Consider the following 15,615-nt stretch of genomic DNA (forward strand, 5'->3'; position numbering starts at 1 on the left):
ACATTCACTTCCCTTATTGTATGACAAGTCTGCAAGAAAAGGTACCTCCTAACGACCCCTAACCACAGAACACGTCTGCAAACGCTGAAGCCCGCCTCTTCCGAGACGGGCTCCCAAACACATCTATCCTTACAACATTTATACATGTTTAGACATGCATCGATTCGCTCTTCGCCACGCGATGCTTCGCCGTGACCAACACCCCGATCGTGCAGGTGAGCAGCATGCAGCCTGTGACGATGAATCCGGATACATAAGAGATATTAAGCAGTCCAAGTCCCCACGAGCTGGCCACGGTTCCGATGGAGAACAGAGCATAGAAGATGCCGTATGCCTGACCGCGGTTCTCCGGCGTCGTTCCATGGGCCAATAAAGTGTTAATCGATGGGAAGAGGAAGGAGAATCCTAGACCATACAGCGTCAACACCAGATAAAGCGCCGCGGTGCTGGACGACTGGCTGATGAGGATCTGGCTGATGCCCATCAGACCAAGGCCGGTTGCGAAGCTGTATACCGGCGGAATCCGGTCGAACAGCCGATTCGTCGGCAACAGGAAGACCGCTACCGCTACGATGCCGAACATGCTCATCAGCGTGCCGCTGACGCGGGAATTATATCCCAGCAACTCAACATGTGCCGGCAGCAGATAAGCAAGGGTCCCCTGTGAGAACATCAGGGAGAGTGCACCGACAAAAGCGCGGATCATGTCGCTGTTCAGCGACAACTTGCCGGCGCGGCGTTTCCTCTTGTCTTCCGCTGCTTCCTTACGGCTGGCGCGGCGGTCGCGCAGGAAGAGCAGCGCCCCCAGGAACAGCACGAGGCCGAGCACAGCCACCGTCGTGAAGACGAAGGGGACAGAAGTACGGCTGGCCATGATGCCGCTGTAGGCGGGACCGATGATCGCCGCGATGCCGACGAAGGAACCGGTGATCGCGCTCTGGCTGCCCTGCTTCTCGCTCTTCGTCTGATTCGCCATGTAGGTGAACGCAGCAGGTACGATTAACCCGCCGAGGAACCCGTGCACGAAGCGCACGATCATCAGCAGCATGACATCTTCGACGAAGTTATAGAGCAGCAGCGAGAAGCTCGTCATGAGCAGCCCGATCTTGATGATCATATGAGCACCCCAGCGGTCCGTCAGGATCCCCGCCATGACATTGCCGATCGTATTCGTCAAAGAATACATGCCCACGATAAATCCGGCCAGCATCGAACTTGCACCCAGCGCAAGAGCATAGGTGGTCATTACCGGCAGCTGCGTGAACAGATCGAGGAAGGTGAACAGGATGATCGCATAGACGAGCCAAGTGATCGGGATCGGTTTCACCGGGAATAGGCCCTGCTCCTGCTTCCGCTTCAGCATCCGTTCCAATACAAAATTACCGAATGGTATAAAGGCCGCAAGGATGGAGGCCAGAGTCCATAAGAAATTCCACTGGATGCGAATCTGGGCATACAGGATGGCTGCCAGATAGACCATCACAATCCAGCCGTGGATCGTTCCGACCAGCGTCACAGCATAGGGCAGACCGGCCCAGTATTTCAGCGGCATGGCGATCCCCAGCAGGATGAGCAGCGAGATCCCATCCACAACTCCGGTCAGACGCACCAACGTGACAGGATGACTATATATTCTTATCCAGTTCAATGTATGGTAACCCCTCTGCTTATGATTTCAATGACATATATATAATTATAGAACAATTTTTAAGTCATCTTCTCATGAAGTTTTAAAAAATCTGTGAACCGCCTGTCAACATGATTGATCTGCCGGATGCCGTCTGATGCGTAAGACAAAAAGAAAGAGGTCTCAAAGACCTCTTTCTAGAATCCCTCGTGTTACAAGGGCAATTATATTACATCATCCCGTCCATGCCGCCCATGCCTGGGTTGTTCTTGTTCTCCTCCGGCTTGTCAGCGATCACAGCTTCAGTCGTCAGCAGCATAGCAGCGACGGATGCAGCGTTCTGCAGCGCTGTGCGAGTAACCTTAGCCGGGTCTACGATACCCGCTTCGATCATGTTCACCCACTCGCCGGTAGCAGCGTTGAAGCCGATGCCAGGAGCTTCTTTCTTCAGGCGCTCAACGATGACGGAACCTTCTTCACCAGCGTTGTTCGCGATCGTGCGAACTGGAGCTTCCAGCGCCTTCAGAACGATGTTGATACCCGTTCTCTCATCATCATCATTAGCTTCCAGAGCAGCTACGTTCTTGATGACGTTAACCAGCGCTGTACCGCCGCCGGCTACGATTCCTTCTTCAACTGCTGCACGCGTCGAGTTCAGCGCGTCTTCGATGCGCAGCTTGCGCTCCTTCAGCTCGGTTTCTGTTGCAGCACCAACTTTGATTACCGCTACGCCGCCGGAAAGCTTAGCCAGACGCTCTTGCAATTTCTCTTTGTCGAACTCCGAAGTGGTTTCTTCGATTTGCTTCTTGATTTGGTTGATGCGAGCTTGGATATCTTCCTTGCTTCCCGCACCGTCGACGATGATCGTGTTTTCCTTCGTCACGCGAACTTGACGTGCGCGTCCAAGCTGTTCGATCGTTGCGTTCTTCAGCTCCAAGCCAAGCTCTTCCGTGATCACTTGGCCGCCTGTCAGCGCTGCGATATCGCCGAGCATCGCCTTGCGACGATCACCGAAGCCAGGAGCCTTAACGGATACGCAAGTGAATGTACCGCGCAGTTTGTTCAGAACCAGTGTAGCTTGAGCTTCGCCTTCTACGTCTTCAGCGATGATCAAGAGCGGCTTGCCGGTTTGAACAACCTTCTCCAGAACTGGCAGCAGATCTTGGATGTTGCTGATCTTCTTATCTGTGATCAAGATGTACGGTTCATCCAGTACTGCTTCCATCTTGTCAGTATCCGTAACCATATATGCGGAAGTATAACCGCGGTCGAATTGCATACCTTCGACAACTTCCAGCTCCGTCTCGATTCCCTTGGATTCTTCGACTGTGATAACACCGTCGTTGCCGACTTTCTCCATCGCTTCTGCGATCAGTTGACCAACTTCCTCATCACCGGAAGAGATCGCTGCAACTTGTGCGATGGATTGCTTGCCTTCGATCGGCTGAGCGATGCTGCGGATTCCTTCTACAGCAGCTTTAACTGCCTTCTCGATGCCGCGGCGAATAACCATCGGGTTTGCACCAGCAGTGACGTTCTTCAGACCCTCACGGATCATCGCTTGTGCAAGAACCGTAGCCGTTGTCGTACCGTCGCCCGCTACATCGTTGGTTTTCGTCGCAACTTCCTTAACCAGCTGCGCACCCATATTTTCAAATGCATCTTCCAGTTCAATTTCCTTCGCGATCGTTACACCGTCATTCGTGATGAGCGGCGAACCGAATTTCTTCTCAAGTACTACGTTGCGGCCCTTCGGACCAAGCGTTACTTTAACAGCGTCTGCAAGAGCATCTACACCACGCAGCATCGCGCGGCGGGCATCTTCGCTGAACTTGATATCTTTAGCCATGATTCACATACCTCCTACGAAAGTTCTTTCTAAGTATATCGTGTATGCCAAAGCTAGAGCGAATCTTATAAAATCTCATGCGCTCCTTATTCGAGGATCGCCAGTACGTCGCCTTCACGCATGATCAGATATTCCTTGCCATCCACCTTCACTTCAGTGCCTGCGTACTTCGAGAAAATGACGCGATCACCTTCTTTCAGCTCTAGTGGAATGCGCTCGCCATCTTTAAGAGTACCGCTTCCTACAGCGACGACTTTACCTTCTTGCGGCTTCTCCTTCGCCGTTTCAGGCAGAACGATGCCGCTTGCCGTCGTCTCTTCTTTCGCGATCGGTTCGATCACTACGCGATCACCTAATGGTTTGATCATGTGAGAATACCTCCTTGTTACTATGTTTAATATGCTTATGTCGTTATGTTAGACAGGCTTGTTAGCACTCGCTAAGACTGGGTGCTAACAACAATTATTATAATAAATACTTCCAATCTTTTTTGCAAGTGGTTTTACGTAAAAATCACAAAAATAATCCTCCCTTCCTAAAGAACAGCTAATGAGCAGTCCGCCTCTATATATCATGGTCGTCCTATTGAGAAAATATTCCTGTTTAAGGCGAACTATGACACCTGCTATGTATGGCGTCTGTATGGCGTGCAAGCGCATCTCACCGCAATACAAAACGCCGGATCCAGCAACACCTAAGATATTGATGGACGCCGGCGCAAACACATCTAATCAATTAATGCAGCAGCTGCTCCTCAAGAGACAGCCTCCGCTGCTGTTTCTTATGCACCCGCTTCGAGAAGAAGATGCTCATCTCATATAGCAGCAACAGCGGCAGATAGACGATCAACGCCGATACCAGATCCGGCGGCGTGATCAGCGTGCTGATGATCACAAGCACCACATAAGCGGTTTTGCGAATTTTGATCAGAAAGGCTGGTTTTAAGATGTGAATCGTCGTCAAGAAAAGCACGATCACCGGCAGCTCGAAAACCAGCGTCACCGGGATCAAGATATTGAACATGAAGGAAAAATACTGCGTAATCCCATAAGTCATCGTCAAACCCATCGACTGCGCAAGATAGAGCGTAAAGGAAAACGTCAAGGGAAAGACGACAAAATAAGCAAACGCAAGCCCACAGATGCCGAGCAGGGCAGCGAGCGGGATGTAATTCAGTGCCGCCTTTCGTTCATGGGGCTTAAGCCCGGGGCTTACAAACCTCCAGATCTGATAAAGGGCAAAGGGCAGCGAGATCATCAGGGCAGCTAACATCGCTACATTAATATAGATGCGCAGCGAATCCCAAGGCGAAAAGACGTTCAGCTCAAACCCCGAGGCCGGCGGCACATGCATCAGATACTCGATGATCGGCTGTCCAACGGCAAAGCCGGCGATCAAAGCAATAACAAAAACGATCACAATGCGGACCACGCGGCTGCGCAGTTCGCTTAAGTGATCGACAAACGACATCTCACGATTCTCTTTCACTCCGCTCACCTGCCAGCAAGTTTATTCCGGTAATCTGCGTTCTTGACTGGCGATGGGACCGTCGAGCGAAGGATTGCGCTCACTTCTGCTCGTCCCTTCCTTGCTGAGAGGCTGTTCGTCCTCCAAGATCTCTCTTGCCCCCAGCTTAAACTCGCGCAATGTTCTGCCGAATGCCCGGCCCAACTCCGGCAGTTTGCTCGGACCGAACAGGAGCAGAATGACGACCATGATCAGGATAAAACCGCCTGGCCCAATTTGTCCTAACATCTTGTCATCCCCCTTATGCACGGTTAAGGAATAACCGTCAGCGGTATGTTAGTCGCACAAACACAAATGTCAATGATATAAGTCCATTAAATTGTACAATACAGCGTGACATATGTCCAACACTTGGGGTGAGTCGTAATAAATTTGTCAGAATTGTGATGGAACTTTGCTCCTCCATCAGCTCAGGGGGTGTCATCCGCTGCCGTCAGACACTGCAGCCCCTCGGGCAAGATGTCCAATACAGCCGCCAGCCCGACATACACCCACTTCGGATGGTCCGGCAGATTCAGGATCAACGTGCGTCCGCGGATGCCGCATATGCCCCGCCACAGCATCGCTTGCTTCGTGTGCTGCAAGCCGGCAGCACGCATCGCCTCGGCGATGCCGGGCACCCGGCGTTCGATGACCCGAGCCGTTGCCTCCGGGGTGACATCCCGCGGCCCCAAGCCTGTCCCGCCCGTTGTCAGGATCAGATCCGCATCATAATAGTCGACCATCTCGATGAGCGCCGCCGTGATCTCATCCATCTCATCGGGCACGATTCGGGTTTCCACCACCGTGCCGTTTAAATCTTCTTCTACCATCTCGCGGATGATCTGTACACCAGCGTCTTCCTTCTCTCTCTGCACTCCCCTGTCGCTGGCGGTCAGGATCGCTGCTTTCCAGCGCATATGAGTTCTCCTCCCGAACCTTCGCTTATGTCTGCTCACTCCTGCCCCTAGTATATCGCTTCCATTATATTATGTATATATCTTCCTGGATTCAGTAATGATGACCTGCATCTTCACATCATGTTCCTCCGCCGGAATCTGCTCTACGATCTGCAGTTCATAACAGACGGCGACCAGTGGCGGCAGCTTGCCGAGTCGCGCAGCGATCTGTGCCAGATAACGGTCATAGTAGCCCGCTCCATAACCCAGGCGATGCCCATGTTCATCGAAAGCCGTTCCCGGCATGATGATCATGTCGATCACCGCCGGATCTATTACTGCCGGCAGACTCGCCAGCGGTTCTCTGATGCCGTAGGGGGGCACAGGTTCCGTATCGGCCAACCCTTCGATATAGTGAAACACCAGCGCCCGCTCCGCGGGGATCGTCCGCGGCGCAGCGATGCGACCCCCCTGCTGCCAGCACCAGCTGATGAACGGATAGAGATCCACCTCTGAACCGAAAGACAGATAAGTGAGGATCGTACAAGGAGCTTCGCTGCGGTTATGTACACTGCGGCCGTCCATTCGTCCTAGTTTTAACTCTTGTTTCAGATGTTGGATCAGCCGCTCACAGATCGCCTCAGATTTCGAGCTTCTCTCCTCGGGAGGAAGCTCGTCACGGGTTTGGATGATTTTGTTCCTAAGCTCGGATTTACGTCTTCTTACTTCGTCTAAATGCATCTTTGAACTCGACCTTTCTGACGGCTTTAACAATCTGTACGCTATAAGTCCATGCCTTGATTGCTATCAGTCTAACACAAGTTCCTCCTCATCCTCCACCAAGATCCGGAGTTCTGCGACCACTGGCAGATGATCCGAGGATTCCGTCTTGATCGTCCAGGCTTGGATCGCATCGATATGGGATCCTGCGAAGATATGATCAAACTCAGCGCCGAGATAATGGGTACCCGTATCATGGATCAGCTCTGCCTTCGTCCAAGGTTCCGTCAGCAGCGCAAGCAGTTCATGGGAAGTATCCATATTCAGGTCGCCTAAGAATATCGCCGGCCCTTCCACTTGCTGCAATCGATCCAGGATGATCGGCATCTGCAGCGCCCGCTCCTCCTCCAGCACACCCAGATGTGTCGCAAGAAGCGTCACCTCATAGTCGCCAACCTTCACTTGAGCAGACAACAGACTGCGGTCTTCCTTGATCCCCGGCAAGTATTCAATCGATGTGTTGTACAACGGGTATTTGCTTAAGATGGCATTGCCGTATTCGGCGAATCCAAAGTAGTAGATGGACGGGGAAAAAAATACATCCATATTAAGCGCTTTCTTAAGAGCGTTTACTTGATCGGTGAATCGGCTCCTGATATGGAAGCGGTCCACCTCTTGCAAGGCGACAATATCCGGATCTCCATATCGAATGTCGTCGATGATCCGATTGAGATTCACCCGGCCGTCGAGACCTTTGCCATGGCGGATATTAAATGTCATCACCCGAAGGTATTGCTCTTTGCCCAAAGGAATCATCACCGTTCTTTGGATCTCGGTCTCGTCCGAATGCCTCTCCTCAGTTCTTGGAATAGAGATGGTAACCATCGTGCCATAAAACAGCACAACCCCCAGAATAAGCGGTACCAAAAATGGCCTAGAAACAACCGGTGTCCACCCCATCGTGCCGACCTCCCGTTTCCCTATTCCCCCTTTTTCTACTATAATACTACAGGGAAGGCGAAAGTGTACATGCACAATGAATGGGAAAATCTTCTCGGGGCTGCGTGTTTCAGCGGCTTCGGAACTTTCCTAGACCTGATCCTCATCTGATCTTAGATCTATCTATATGACATTCGAACCTGTCCGTATGCTTAACTAATTCAGACAATGTCTGGTCTGGAAATATCGAGCGATCAAAGTCATCCATTTCTCTCGCCCCATCGAGAATCGTAAATTTACTGTCAACACTGTCGGTACAGCGATGTCGAAACTTCAACGATCATGACACCTGGAGGTTTACCATGCTTCTGCAAGCAGTTGGAATACACAAATATTATGCCGCCACGCCCATCCTCACGGATATCACGATGCATATCAACGAGGGAGAGAAGATCGGCCTCGTCGGAGTGAATGGAGCCGGCAAGTCCACGCTGATGCGCATCTTGGCCGGCGAGGAAAGCTATGACAGCGGCACGATCCATCGCCAGAAGGATCTGACGATCGGATACCTGGCCCAAGACGGCGGTCTCGGCTCGGACAACACCCTGCATGAGGAACTGCGCTCCGTCTTCACCGACCTGCTGCGCATGGAAGAGGAGCTGCGGCAGCTGGAAGCGGAGATGGCGACGGCAGAAGGTGCGGAACTGGAGTCGGCGATGCGCCGCTATGCCGATCTCTCCGAACAATTCCGCCAGCAGCGCGGCTACGAGATCGATGCTAGAGTTCGCAGCATGCTGTCTGGTATGGGATTCGCTGACTATCCGGCGGATACCTTGGTAAGTGCGCTAAGCGGCGGGCAGAAGACGCGGCTGGCCCTCGCCAAGCTGCTGCTTCAAGAACCGGACATCTTGATGTTGGACGAACCGACCAACTACCTGGATATCCCAACGCTCACTTGGCTGGAAGATTATCTGCGGCACTACCGCGGCGCCCTGCTGATCATCTCCCATGACCGCTATTTCCTCGATGTCATCGTCGATTCCATCATCGAGATCGAAGGCACCAAGGCAGTCCGATATACCGGGAACTATACCAAATTCATCGAGCAGAAGGCCGCCAACTACGAAAAACAGCTCAAGCAGTATGAACAGCAGCAAGCCGAGATCGCCAGGCTGGAAGATTTCGTGCAGCGCAATCTTGCGCGTTCTTCAACCTCAGGGCGTGCGAAGAGCCGGAGGAAGATGCTGGAGAGGATGGAGCGCATCAACAAGCCGGGAGAAATCAAGCGCGCCCATTTTTCATTTCAGATCGAACGCATGACCGGAAGCGACGTCCTGCATGCCGAAGGACTCTCCTATGCTTATGAGGACCGTGTGATCTTCCAAGGTGCCAGCCTCTCCCTGAAGCGCGGCGACAGCGCCGCCTTGGTCGGGCCGAACGGCATCGGCAAGTCGACGCTGCTGAAGCTGCTGATCGGTGAGCTGCAATCCCCGGAAGGAAGCATCACTTGGGGAACCAATGTGAAGATCGGTTATTATGATCAGGAACACGAGAACCTGAACCCGGAGAACACTGTGCTGAATGAAGTATGGGATGCTTATCCGCATCTGGATGAAGTGGAGATCCGCACGGTGCTCGGCGGATTCCTGTTCAGCGGTGAAGCCGCGGAGAAGCGAATTCGCGATCTCAGCGGCGGGGAGCGGGCCAGGGTTTCCTTGGCAAAACTGATGCTGCAGAACGCGAACGTGCTCATCTTCGACGAACCGACCAACCATCTCGATCTGTACAGCAAAGAAGCGCTCGAAGCCGCACTGGTCGATTATGAAGGGACGCTGCTTTTCGTCTCCCATGACCGGTATTTCCTGAACAAGATGGCGGATTATATCTTGGAGCTGAGTCCCGACGGTATCCGCACTTACCTCGGGAATTACGATGATTACGTGGAGAAAAAAGCCGAGCTTGCCGAACTCCATGAACTCGCCTCAGCGGAAGGGAAAGGAACCGCGGCAAAGCCGGCTTCAACATCGGTCCCAACAGCACCTGCAAAACAAGTACCGAATCGCCTTTCCGCTTCAGACGTGCCGAAGGCTGCCCGGAGCTCTGCAGCGAGAACCTATGAAGAAGAGAAGCAGGCACGGCGTGAAGAACGGGCCAGACAGCGCCGTTTGGAACAGGTCGAGGCACAGATCACCGCCAAGGAAGAGACGATCGCAGACATTGAGGCGCAGCTCATCGATCCGGACAATCTCCATGATTATGTCAAGCTGCAAGAACTGCATGAACAGTTGGAACACGAGCGCGAGGAACTGGAACAATTGTATGAGGAGTGGGGGCGCTTGATGGAGTGAACGCCCCGCTTCACTCACTCTCATCTTTCCTATGGAACATTTTCATCATAATCTGTATTTCATCTTACTCTGCGGGAGTGTATGATTTCTGCACATTTCACCTTTGCAATCCAAGGCATGCCTCACACGTTAAGCTTCATTTTAGACTCATCTCTTCATTCCGTTCATCTTCATCTTTTGCTCTTGTTTAAACAGGATTCCGCTGCGTCTCATCAGCGATTAAGAGCAAGATCGGCGCCGCCGCATAGATGATCATCGTACCTGCGGCCACGATCCCGGAATCGTTCAGAGCCAGGGCTGTGATGGAACCGATGACGATCGAGGAGAAGCCGACCATCCATTCCGGTCGGGTCTCCTGCCATTGTCGCAGCAGTCCCCGCGGTTTCATCAGCAGCACAGCCATGACGAAGATGCTTGTCAACAATACCTTACCCCATGAAGAGACGCCGATGAGATTCAGATTCATCTGGAGTTTGCGCACGATCATCCCGGCGATGATATCCAAACGGCCTGCCGCGAGCAGATCCATCGCCCGGCCAATGTGGCTCTTCTCCTCGGATCCCCCATGGCTCAGCCATTGATTCAGCACCCACAGCACGATCAAGCCGCACAGGAGCAAGATGCCGGTGATGATGATCATTCGCCGCAGATGGAGCTTTCTGATTCTCGCCGAGCCAAACAATCGCAGCCAGACGAGTCCGAAGGCGGCCATTGCTGTTAGGGCGCCGCCGGCATTCGTTCCCCCTAGGGGATGAGCCATATACAAGATGATCAACAGGAAGCATCCCGCGCTGATCCAGGCCATCTGCCGATCGGTGACCCTGATCCGCATCCGTCTTCGTCTTGGCGGCAAACCCGTTGAGTTTGTTGGATCGCTGCTCGTTGTATCCGCACTTCCACTTCCAGTATTTGTACTTTCTCTATCCACTCCTTCCGAATTCACTCCTCCCGCACCTACTCTCCTAGAATCCACTCTTCCTGCGTCCACTCTTCCTACATCCACTCCTCCTGCGCCCGCTCTTCCTGCATCTACTCCTCCCACACCCGCTCCTCCTGTAACCACTCCTCTTGTATTCCCTTCTCCTGCATCCGCTCCCCGAGCATTCATTCCGTGCCTTGGCCGCTTCCGAAACCGATAGATGAGCAGCACCGCGGCCAGGATCGTGCAGCCGACGAGCACCCCCATGTATTCATTACCGATGCCGTAATATCTTGCACCGATCATCGGATCGTATCCCATGATGGAGTACTTCACCAGCGGAGCCCCAAGCCAGCCGTCCAGCATCAGCACAAGCGTCGTGACAGCAGATATGATGATAAGGCTTGTTAAGCTGCTGAGCAGCGTCCAGAGGACACTCAAGAGGATCGCCGCGAACACTAGGATGAGCAGCTGATTGATCGGTTCTATCTCCGGATGCCATCCCAAGAGCAGGATGATCAAAGGAGCCGTCAACAGAGTAAACAGGGGAACTCTCATCCATCTCAACGCCTTCCGCCAACCCATCACGACCAGGAGCAGGCTGATCAACAGGACGAAAACCTCATAGGTGACGAAGGGGATTACGGTCATCGTTCGCAATTCATATACATGCTGCATCTTCATCACATCTTGAAGCAGCCATGCTAGATGCCCCAGCGCATCCCCATCCTGAAACAGGATTCTCCGGACGGGAAATCCCATCCACCCTTCACCCGCTTCGATCCCCAATGCAGCAAGAAGGGAAGGCCCCAGATCATGAAGCGAGATCAGCCCAGTTCTCTTCGTCGTCGGCGATGTCCAGAGCCCCGATTCCGCACTTGCTGCCGTATCATAGATGAGGAAGGGCGTGACATGCAGTTTGGCCTGTGCTGCTTGTCCATGGGGCTGCGGGGACATGAGCCACAGCTGTGCACGCCGGCCGCTCCGCAGAAGTTCAGCGTCGAGATACGACCTGAGCCCGCCGATCCACTCATCCAGCTTGCTGAGTTCTCTGTCCCTAGCCTGAAGCCATTCTTCCGGCCGATAATAACGCCGCTCTTGATCCAGGCGAAACCAATCCCCATATTCGATCATGATTACCGCAGGATCTGCTGTTGTATTCCGTTTATGAGTCAGGCTTTGCATTAGATCTGTCCGTGGATTGGTCTGGAGATTGGTCTGGAGATTGGTCTGGAGATTGGTCTGGTAATCTGTCTGGGAATTCGATTCTGCAGCATGAACGCTTTGATCTTGGACAGCAAGGAATTCAGACAACCTACGCATCAATATCGTGGTATCCGTCGCAAATCCGTAAGGCCGATCGGGATCTTGCTGATGAAGGCGTTCAGTAATATCCCCATGGGGGACGGTTCCCTCAGAATTGATCAACATCAACGCTGCATCCCGCAGCGTGAACTTTTCCACATCTCGGTTTCCAAAAACCGCAGTTCTAACTCCATGTTCAGCGAGCACATCGCCTAATCTGCCTATCTCAGCCCGATAAGTTTGTCCGGCATTATTAGCTGCTAAGTACCCGATCTCCGCAACGATGATCGCCTGCTCATTCGCTTGCCGTCCCGTTAGACGGGTATAACGATCCAGCGGTTTCCCATGCTTCATAGAAGCCGCTGCATCAACCGCTGCTCGATCGCTTCCTTCATGATTCAGCATCACAGGATCTTCAGCCTGATAGGCTTGGATATCCGCTGGTACAATTGCAGGAACGCCCGCATTGATCGAGGCATAGACGTCTTCGATTCCGCGTACAGGCGTTCGTACATTCAGCGCTGCTAGACTGCTTGCACCGATAAGGGACTTCATCGCCGGCATTTTGCTCAGCGCTCGCCCATTCCACTCATAGAAGGACAATCCTGGCACCGACACGATGATAACCATCTCCACAGCTTCCCCCGTGCCCTGCATCTGATCCAAGCGCTTCGGGGATTCCGTTGATGCTGCTGGAACAGCTTCCGTCATTTCAATCCATGATCCGGACGTATTCGTCATCAAATTTGACGCTTCTCGCCCGCAACTTGTCATCAGAAACAGCCCTGCTGTCAGCATAACAACGCCTGCTGTCTGCATAACTATTGTCAGCGATCCTTTCGCCCCTGCGAACGGCCATGCATTTCCGAACATCATTTTCATACGTTGAATAAACCGCACATAACGCATCGCTATTACGTCCTCAGTGAATAGTTCTTTATTCAAACCATTTTTTCCATTACAGGAAACAAACATACCGCAGTAATTACCCACAGAGATAAAACGGATAAAACCAATGTATTCACAATTTTGTCCACATTATCCACAGATAAATTAGAATAATTCGCAAAAGTTATTCAACTGATCTCGAAATTTGAACCCCATACCACACCTGCTTTCGCAAAAGTTACTCACATTATTCACACCCGTTGTGTATAACTTATTTACAGGGTCTTATGGACTATTTAGCTGGTTGCTCTGGAAAGTTCTGCTCGATATTTAGCATAATCAGGCGCCCCATAAGAGCATAAATGGTGCTTTCTTCCGACTTATGAGCTTCACCTGAGGTTCACCGGAGCTTCACCGACGTCGTGCTGGATTTCCCCGCTTACAGGCAGACTGAATCAATACTTTTTGACGTCTCACACTGCATGCCCGCGCCGCTCCTCCTCCAATCGACATGCAGGATAGAATTAACGAAAAAACAGGACTGCTGTCAGCAAGATCAGCAGTCCTGTTCGATACGTTACGACATATTTCGCGAAAATTATGGACCAATAATTGTGGTTCAACCAGATTTGCGTTGTGGATATGTCGGACCATGCTGCCAACAATGATGTGCCTGTGGATAAGTCACAAGATCGTGTTAAGATCTTCGACGTTAAGAGCAGCAGTGGTTAGATCCACAAATCGTGCATCAATCATCAATTACATCCACAACTATATCTACGGCTTATTCATTCATCCATTCTTCGAGGGTGAAGAGCGGCTTCGCCTTCATATCAAGCGGCGTGAATGACTGCCGCTCCCATTTGAGATAGGCGGCGGCACCGATCATCGCCGCGTTGTCCGTGCACAGCTCGATCGGCGGCACGACGAGCTGCATCCCCGCCTGCGCACAGCGTTCCGCCAGGACTGTGCGCAGGCCGCGGTTGGCGGCTACACCTCCCGCCAACACCAATTGCCGCGCGCCAAATTCCTGCACGGCGCGCATCGCCTTCTCCGCCAGCACGTCGCACACGGATTCCTGGAATCCGCGTGCGACCCGGGCGGGCGGAATCACTTCGCCGCGCATCTTCGTCTGGTTGAGCACATTCAATACCGCGGACTTCAATCCGCTGAAGCTAAAATCATACGAATCCTGCTCCAGCCACGCGCGCGGCAGCTCCAGCGGATCATCGGTCATCTGGGCGAGACGGTCGATATGGGGACCGCCCGGGTAGGGCAAGCCCAGTGCCCGGGCGACCTTATCGTAAGCCTCTCCCACCGCGTCGTCCCGCGTCTGCCCGATGATCCGGAATTCCCCTCGGGCGGGCATATGGATCAGCTCGGTATGCCCGCCCGAGACGACCAAGGCAACAAGCGGATACTCCAGCGGCTGCACCAGTTCGTTGGCATAGATATGCCCGGCGATGTGATGCGTGCCGATCAGCGGCACATCAAGAGCCAGCGCCAGCGTTTTTGCCGCTACGACGCCGACGAGCAGCGAACCGACGAGGCCCGGCCCCTGCGTAACTGCCACAGCGGAGATCTCATCCAAGCTCGTATCCGCTTGCTGCAGCGCCTCCTCCAGCATCACCGTGATCGTCTCCACATGTTTCCGCGAGGCGATCTCGGGCACGACGCCGCCGTATTTCTCGTGAATATCGACCTGGCTCGATACGACATTCGCCAGCATACGGCGACCGTCCTCGACGATGGCGACGGATGTTTCATCACAGCTCGTCTCGATCGCGAGGATGCGCACTGGTTTCTTCTGATGCTCACGCGTATTTCCGCTGCCTGATGTCAATTGATGCTGAGCGTCATTGCTGCTGCCGCTGTCAGCTGTCGACTTCAATTGACTATCAGCATCATTGCTGCTCGCGCCGGCTGTCGGTTTACGCTCGGCAGCGTGGCTGACGCCGCCCACTGCGGCAGATTGCTGATGATCGCGTTTCCCGCCGGCACCGGCGGTCAGTGGATCGCTTGCGCGTTCGTCCTTATGCATAACCATTCTGTATCGATCCCCTTTCGCAGGACGCAGCGACCCGGTACTACTTCCTGTCTCGGCCCTTGGCGATATTCGCCCACATGATGATCGCGTCCTCATTATTATCCGTATAATACCCTTTGCGCAGCCCTGCGGGACGAAACCCATGCTTCTTATATAAGTTCTGGGCGATCCGATTCGTCACCCGCACCTCCAGCGTCATCCGTTCCGCTCCAAGGTCAAGCGCTGTATCGATGACATGCTGCAACAGCTTGCTGCCCAGCTTCCTGCCCCGGTACTTCTCCCGCAGGGCGATATTCGTAATATGCGCTTCATCGATGATCAGCCACATCCCCGCATAGCCGATGACCTGTCCTTCATGAATCATCACAACATAGTGTGCATGCTGATTAAATCGCAGTTCATTGTGGAAAGCTTCCACCGACCACGGGATCGTGAAGGATTCATATTCGACTTCCATCACTTGCGGGATGTCTTCCAGGGTCATCGAGCGAATCTCAACTTGCAGTTCTTGATCTTGATCCCTCGAAAGCCCTTCCCCAATGGTTCCCTCTGCATGGTTATGATGCAT

At 53.0% G+C, this 15,615-nt stretch carries 12 protein-coding genes; 1 reads left to right on the forward strand and 11 read right to left on the reverse strand.

The window, feature by feature from the left end; translation table 11 throughout:
* Positions 1-148 precede the first annotated feature (148 nt).
* The 8 genes from PRECH8_RS01815 to PRECH8_RS01850 form a co-directional block, all read right to left on the reverse strand.
* Positions 149-1,609: an MFS transporter gene (locus PRECH8_RS01815; RefSeq protein WP_242457399.1), complete on the reverse strand. Its 1,461-nt coding sequence runs from the start codon at positions 1,607-1,609 to the stop codon at positions 149-151.
* Positions 1,610-1,856: 247 nt separating this feature from the next.
* Positions 1,857-3,476 (reverse strand): chaperonin GroEL, encoded by a 1,620-nt coding sequence (gene groL, locus PRECH8_RS01820; RefSeq protein ID WP_200965371.1) that lies wholly within the window; start codon positions 3,474-3,476, stop codon positions 1,857-1,859.
* A gap of 86 nt (positions 3,477-3,562) precedes the next feature.
* Entirely contained in the window at positions 3,563-3,844 is a 282-nt protein-coding gene (gene groES, locus PRECH8_RS01825) for a co-chaperone GroES (RefSeq protein WP_200965372.1), read from the reverse strand.
* A 367-nt stretch (positions 3,845-4,211) separates the two neighbouring features.
* A complete protein-coding gene (gene tatC, locus PRECH8_RS01830; RefSeq protein ID WP_242457384.1) occupies positions 4,212-4,964 on the reverse strand; it encodes a twin-arginine translocase subunit TatC in 753 nt (250 codons plus the stop codon).
* Between the two features lie 21 nt (positions 4,965-4,985).
* On the reverse strand, positions 4,986-5,231 hold the full coding sequence (locus PRECH8_RS01835) for a twin-arginine translocase TatA/TatE family subunit (protein WP_200965373.1): 246 nt from the start codon (positions 5,229-5,231) through the stop codon (positions 4,986-4,988).
* Between the two features lie 182 nt (positions 5,232-5,413).
* Entirely contained in the window at positions 5,414-5,902 is a 489-nt protein-coding gene (locus PRECH8_RS01840; protein ID WP_200965374.1) for a MogA/MoaB family molybdenum cofactor biosynthesis protein, read from the reverse strand.
* Between the two features lie 69 nt (positions 5,903-5,971).
* Positions 5,972-6,622: a 5-formyltetrahydrofolate cyclo-ligase gene (locus PRECH8_RS01845; RefSeq protein WP_200965375.1), complete on the reverse strand. Its 651-nt coding sequence runs from the start codon at positions 6,620-6,622 to the stop codon at positions 5,972-5,974.
* A gap of 66 nt (positions 6,623-6,688) precedes the next feature.
* Entirely contained in the window at positions 6,689-7,561 is an 873-nt protein-coding gene (locus tag PRECH8_RS01850; RefSeq protein ID WP_200965376.1) for an endonuclease/exonuclease/phosphatase family protein, read from the reverse strand.
* 341 nt (positions 7,562-7,902) lie between these two features.
* Between PRECH8_RS01850 and PRECH8_RS01855 the strand changes: the two genes are divergently transcribed.
* Positions 7,903-9,888, forward strand: coding sequence for an ABC-F family ATP-binding cassette domain-containing protein (locus tag PRECH8_RS01855; protein WP_200965377.1), 1,986 nt, complete (start codon positions 7,903-7,905; stop codon positions 9,886-9,888).
* Between the two features lie 187 nt (positions 9,889-10,075).
* Here the strand turns inward: PRECH8_RS01855 and PRECH8_RS01860 are convergent, their stop codons facing one another.
* From PRECH8_RS01860 to rimI, 3 genes are all read right to left on the reverse strand, one after another.
* Positions 10,076-12,823, reverse strand: a complete 2,748-nt coding sequence (locus tag PRECH8_RS01860; RefSeq protein WP_207161758.1) for a hypothetical protein — start codon at positions 12,821-12,823, stop codon at positions 10,076-10,078.
* A gap of 961 nt (positions 12,824-13,784) precedes the next feature.
* Positions 13,785-15,047 (reverse strand): tRNA (adenosine(37)-N6)-threonylcarbamoyltransferase complex transferase subunit TsaD, encoded by a 1,263-nt coding sequence (gene tsaD / locus PRECH8_RS01865; protein ID WP_242457385.1) that lies wholly within the window; start codon positions 15,045-15,047, stop codon positions 13,785-13,787.
* A 40-nt stretch (positions 15,048-15,087) separates the two neighbouring features.
* Complete coding sequence (rimI, locus tag PRECH8_RS01870; protein ID WP_371871165.1) at positions 15,088-15,615, reverse strand: ribosomal protein S18-alanine N-acetyltransferase; 528 nt, start codon at positions 15,613-15,615, stop codon at positions 15,088-15,090.

This window comes from Insulibacter thermoxylanivorax (assembly GCF_015472005.1).
In the GTDB taxonomy this organism is placed as follows: Bacteria; Bacillota; Bacilli; order Paenibacillales; family DA-C8; genus Insulibacter; species Insulibacter thermoxylanivorax.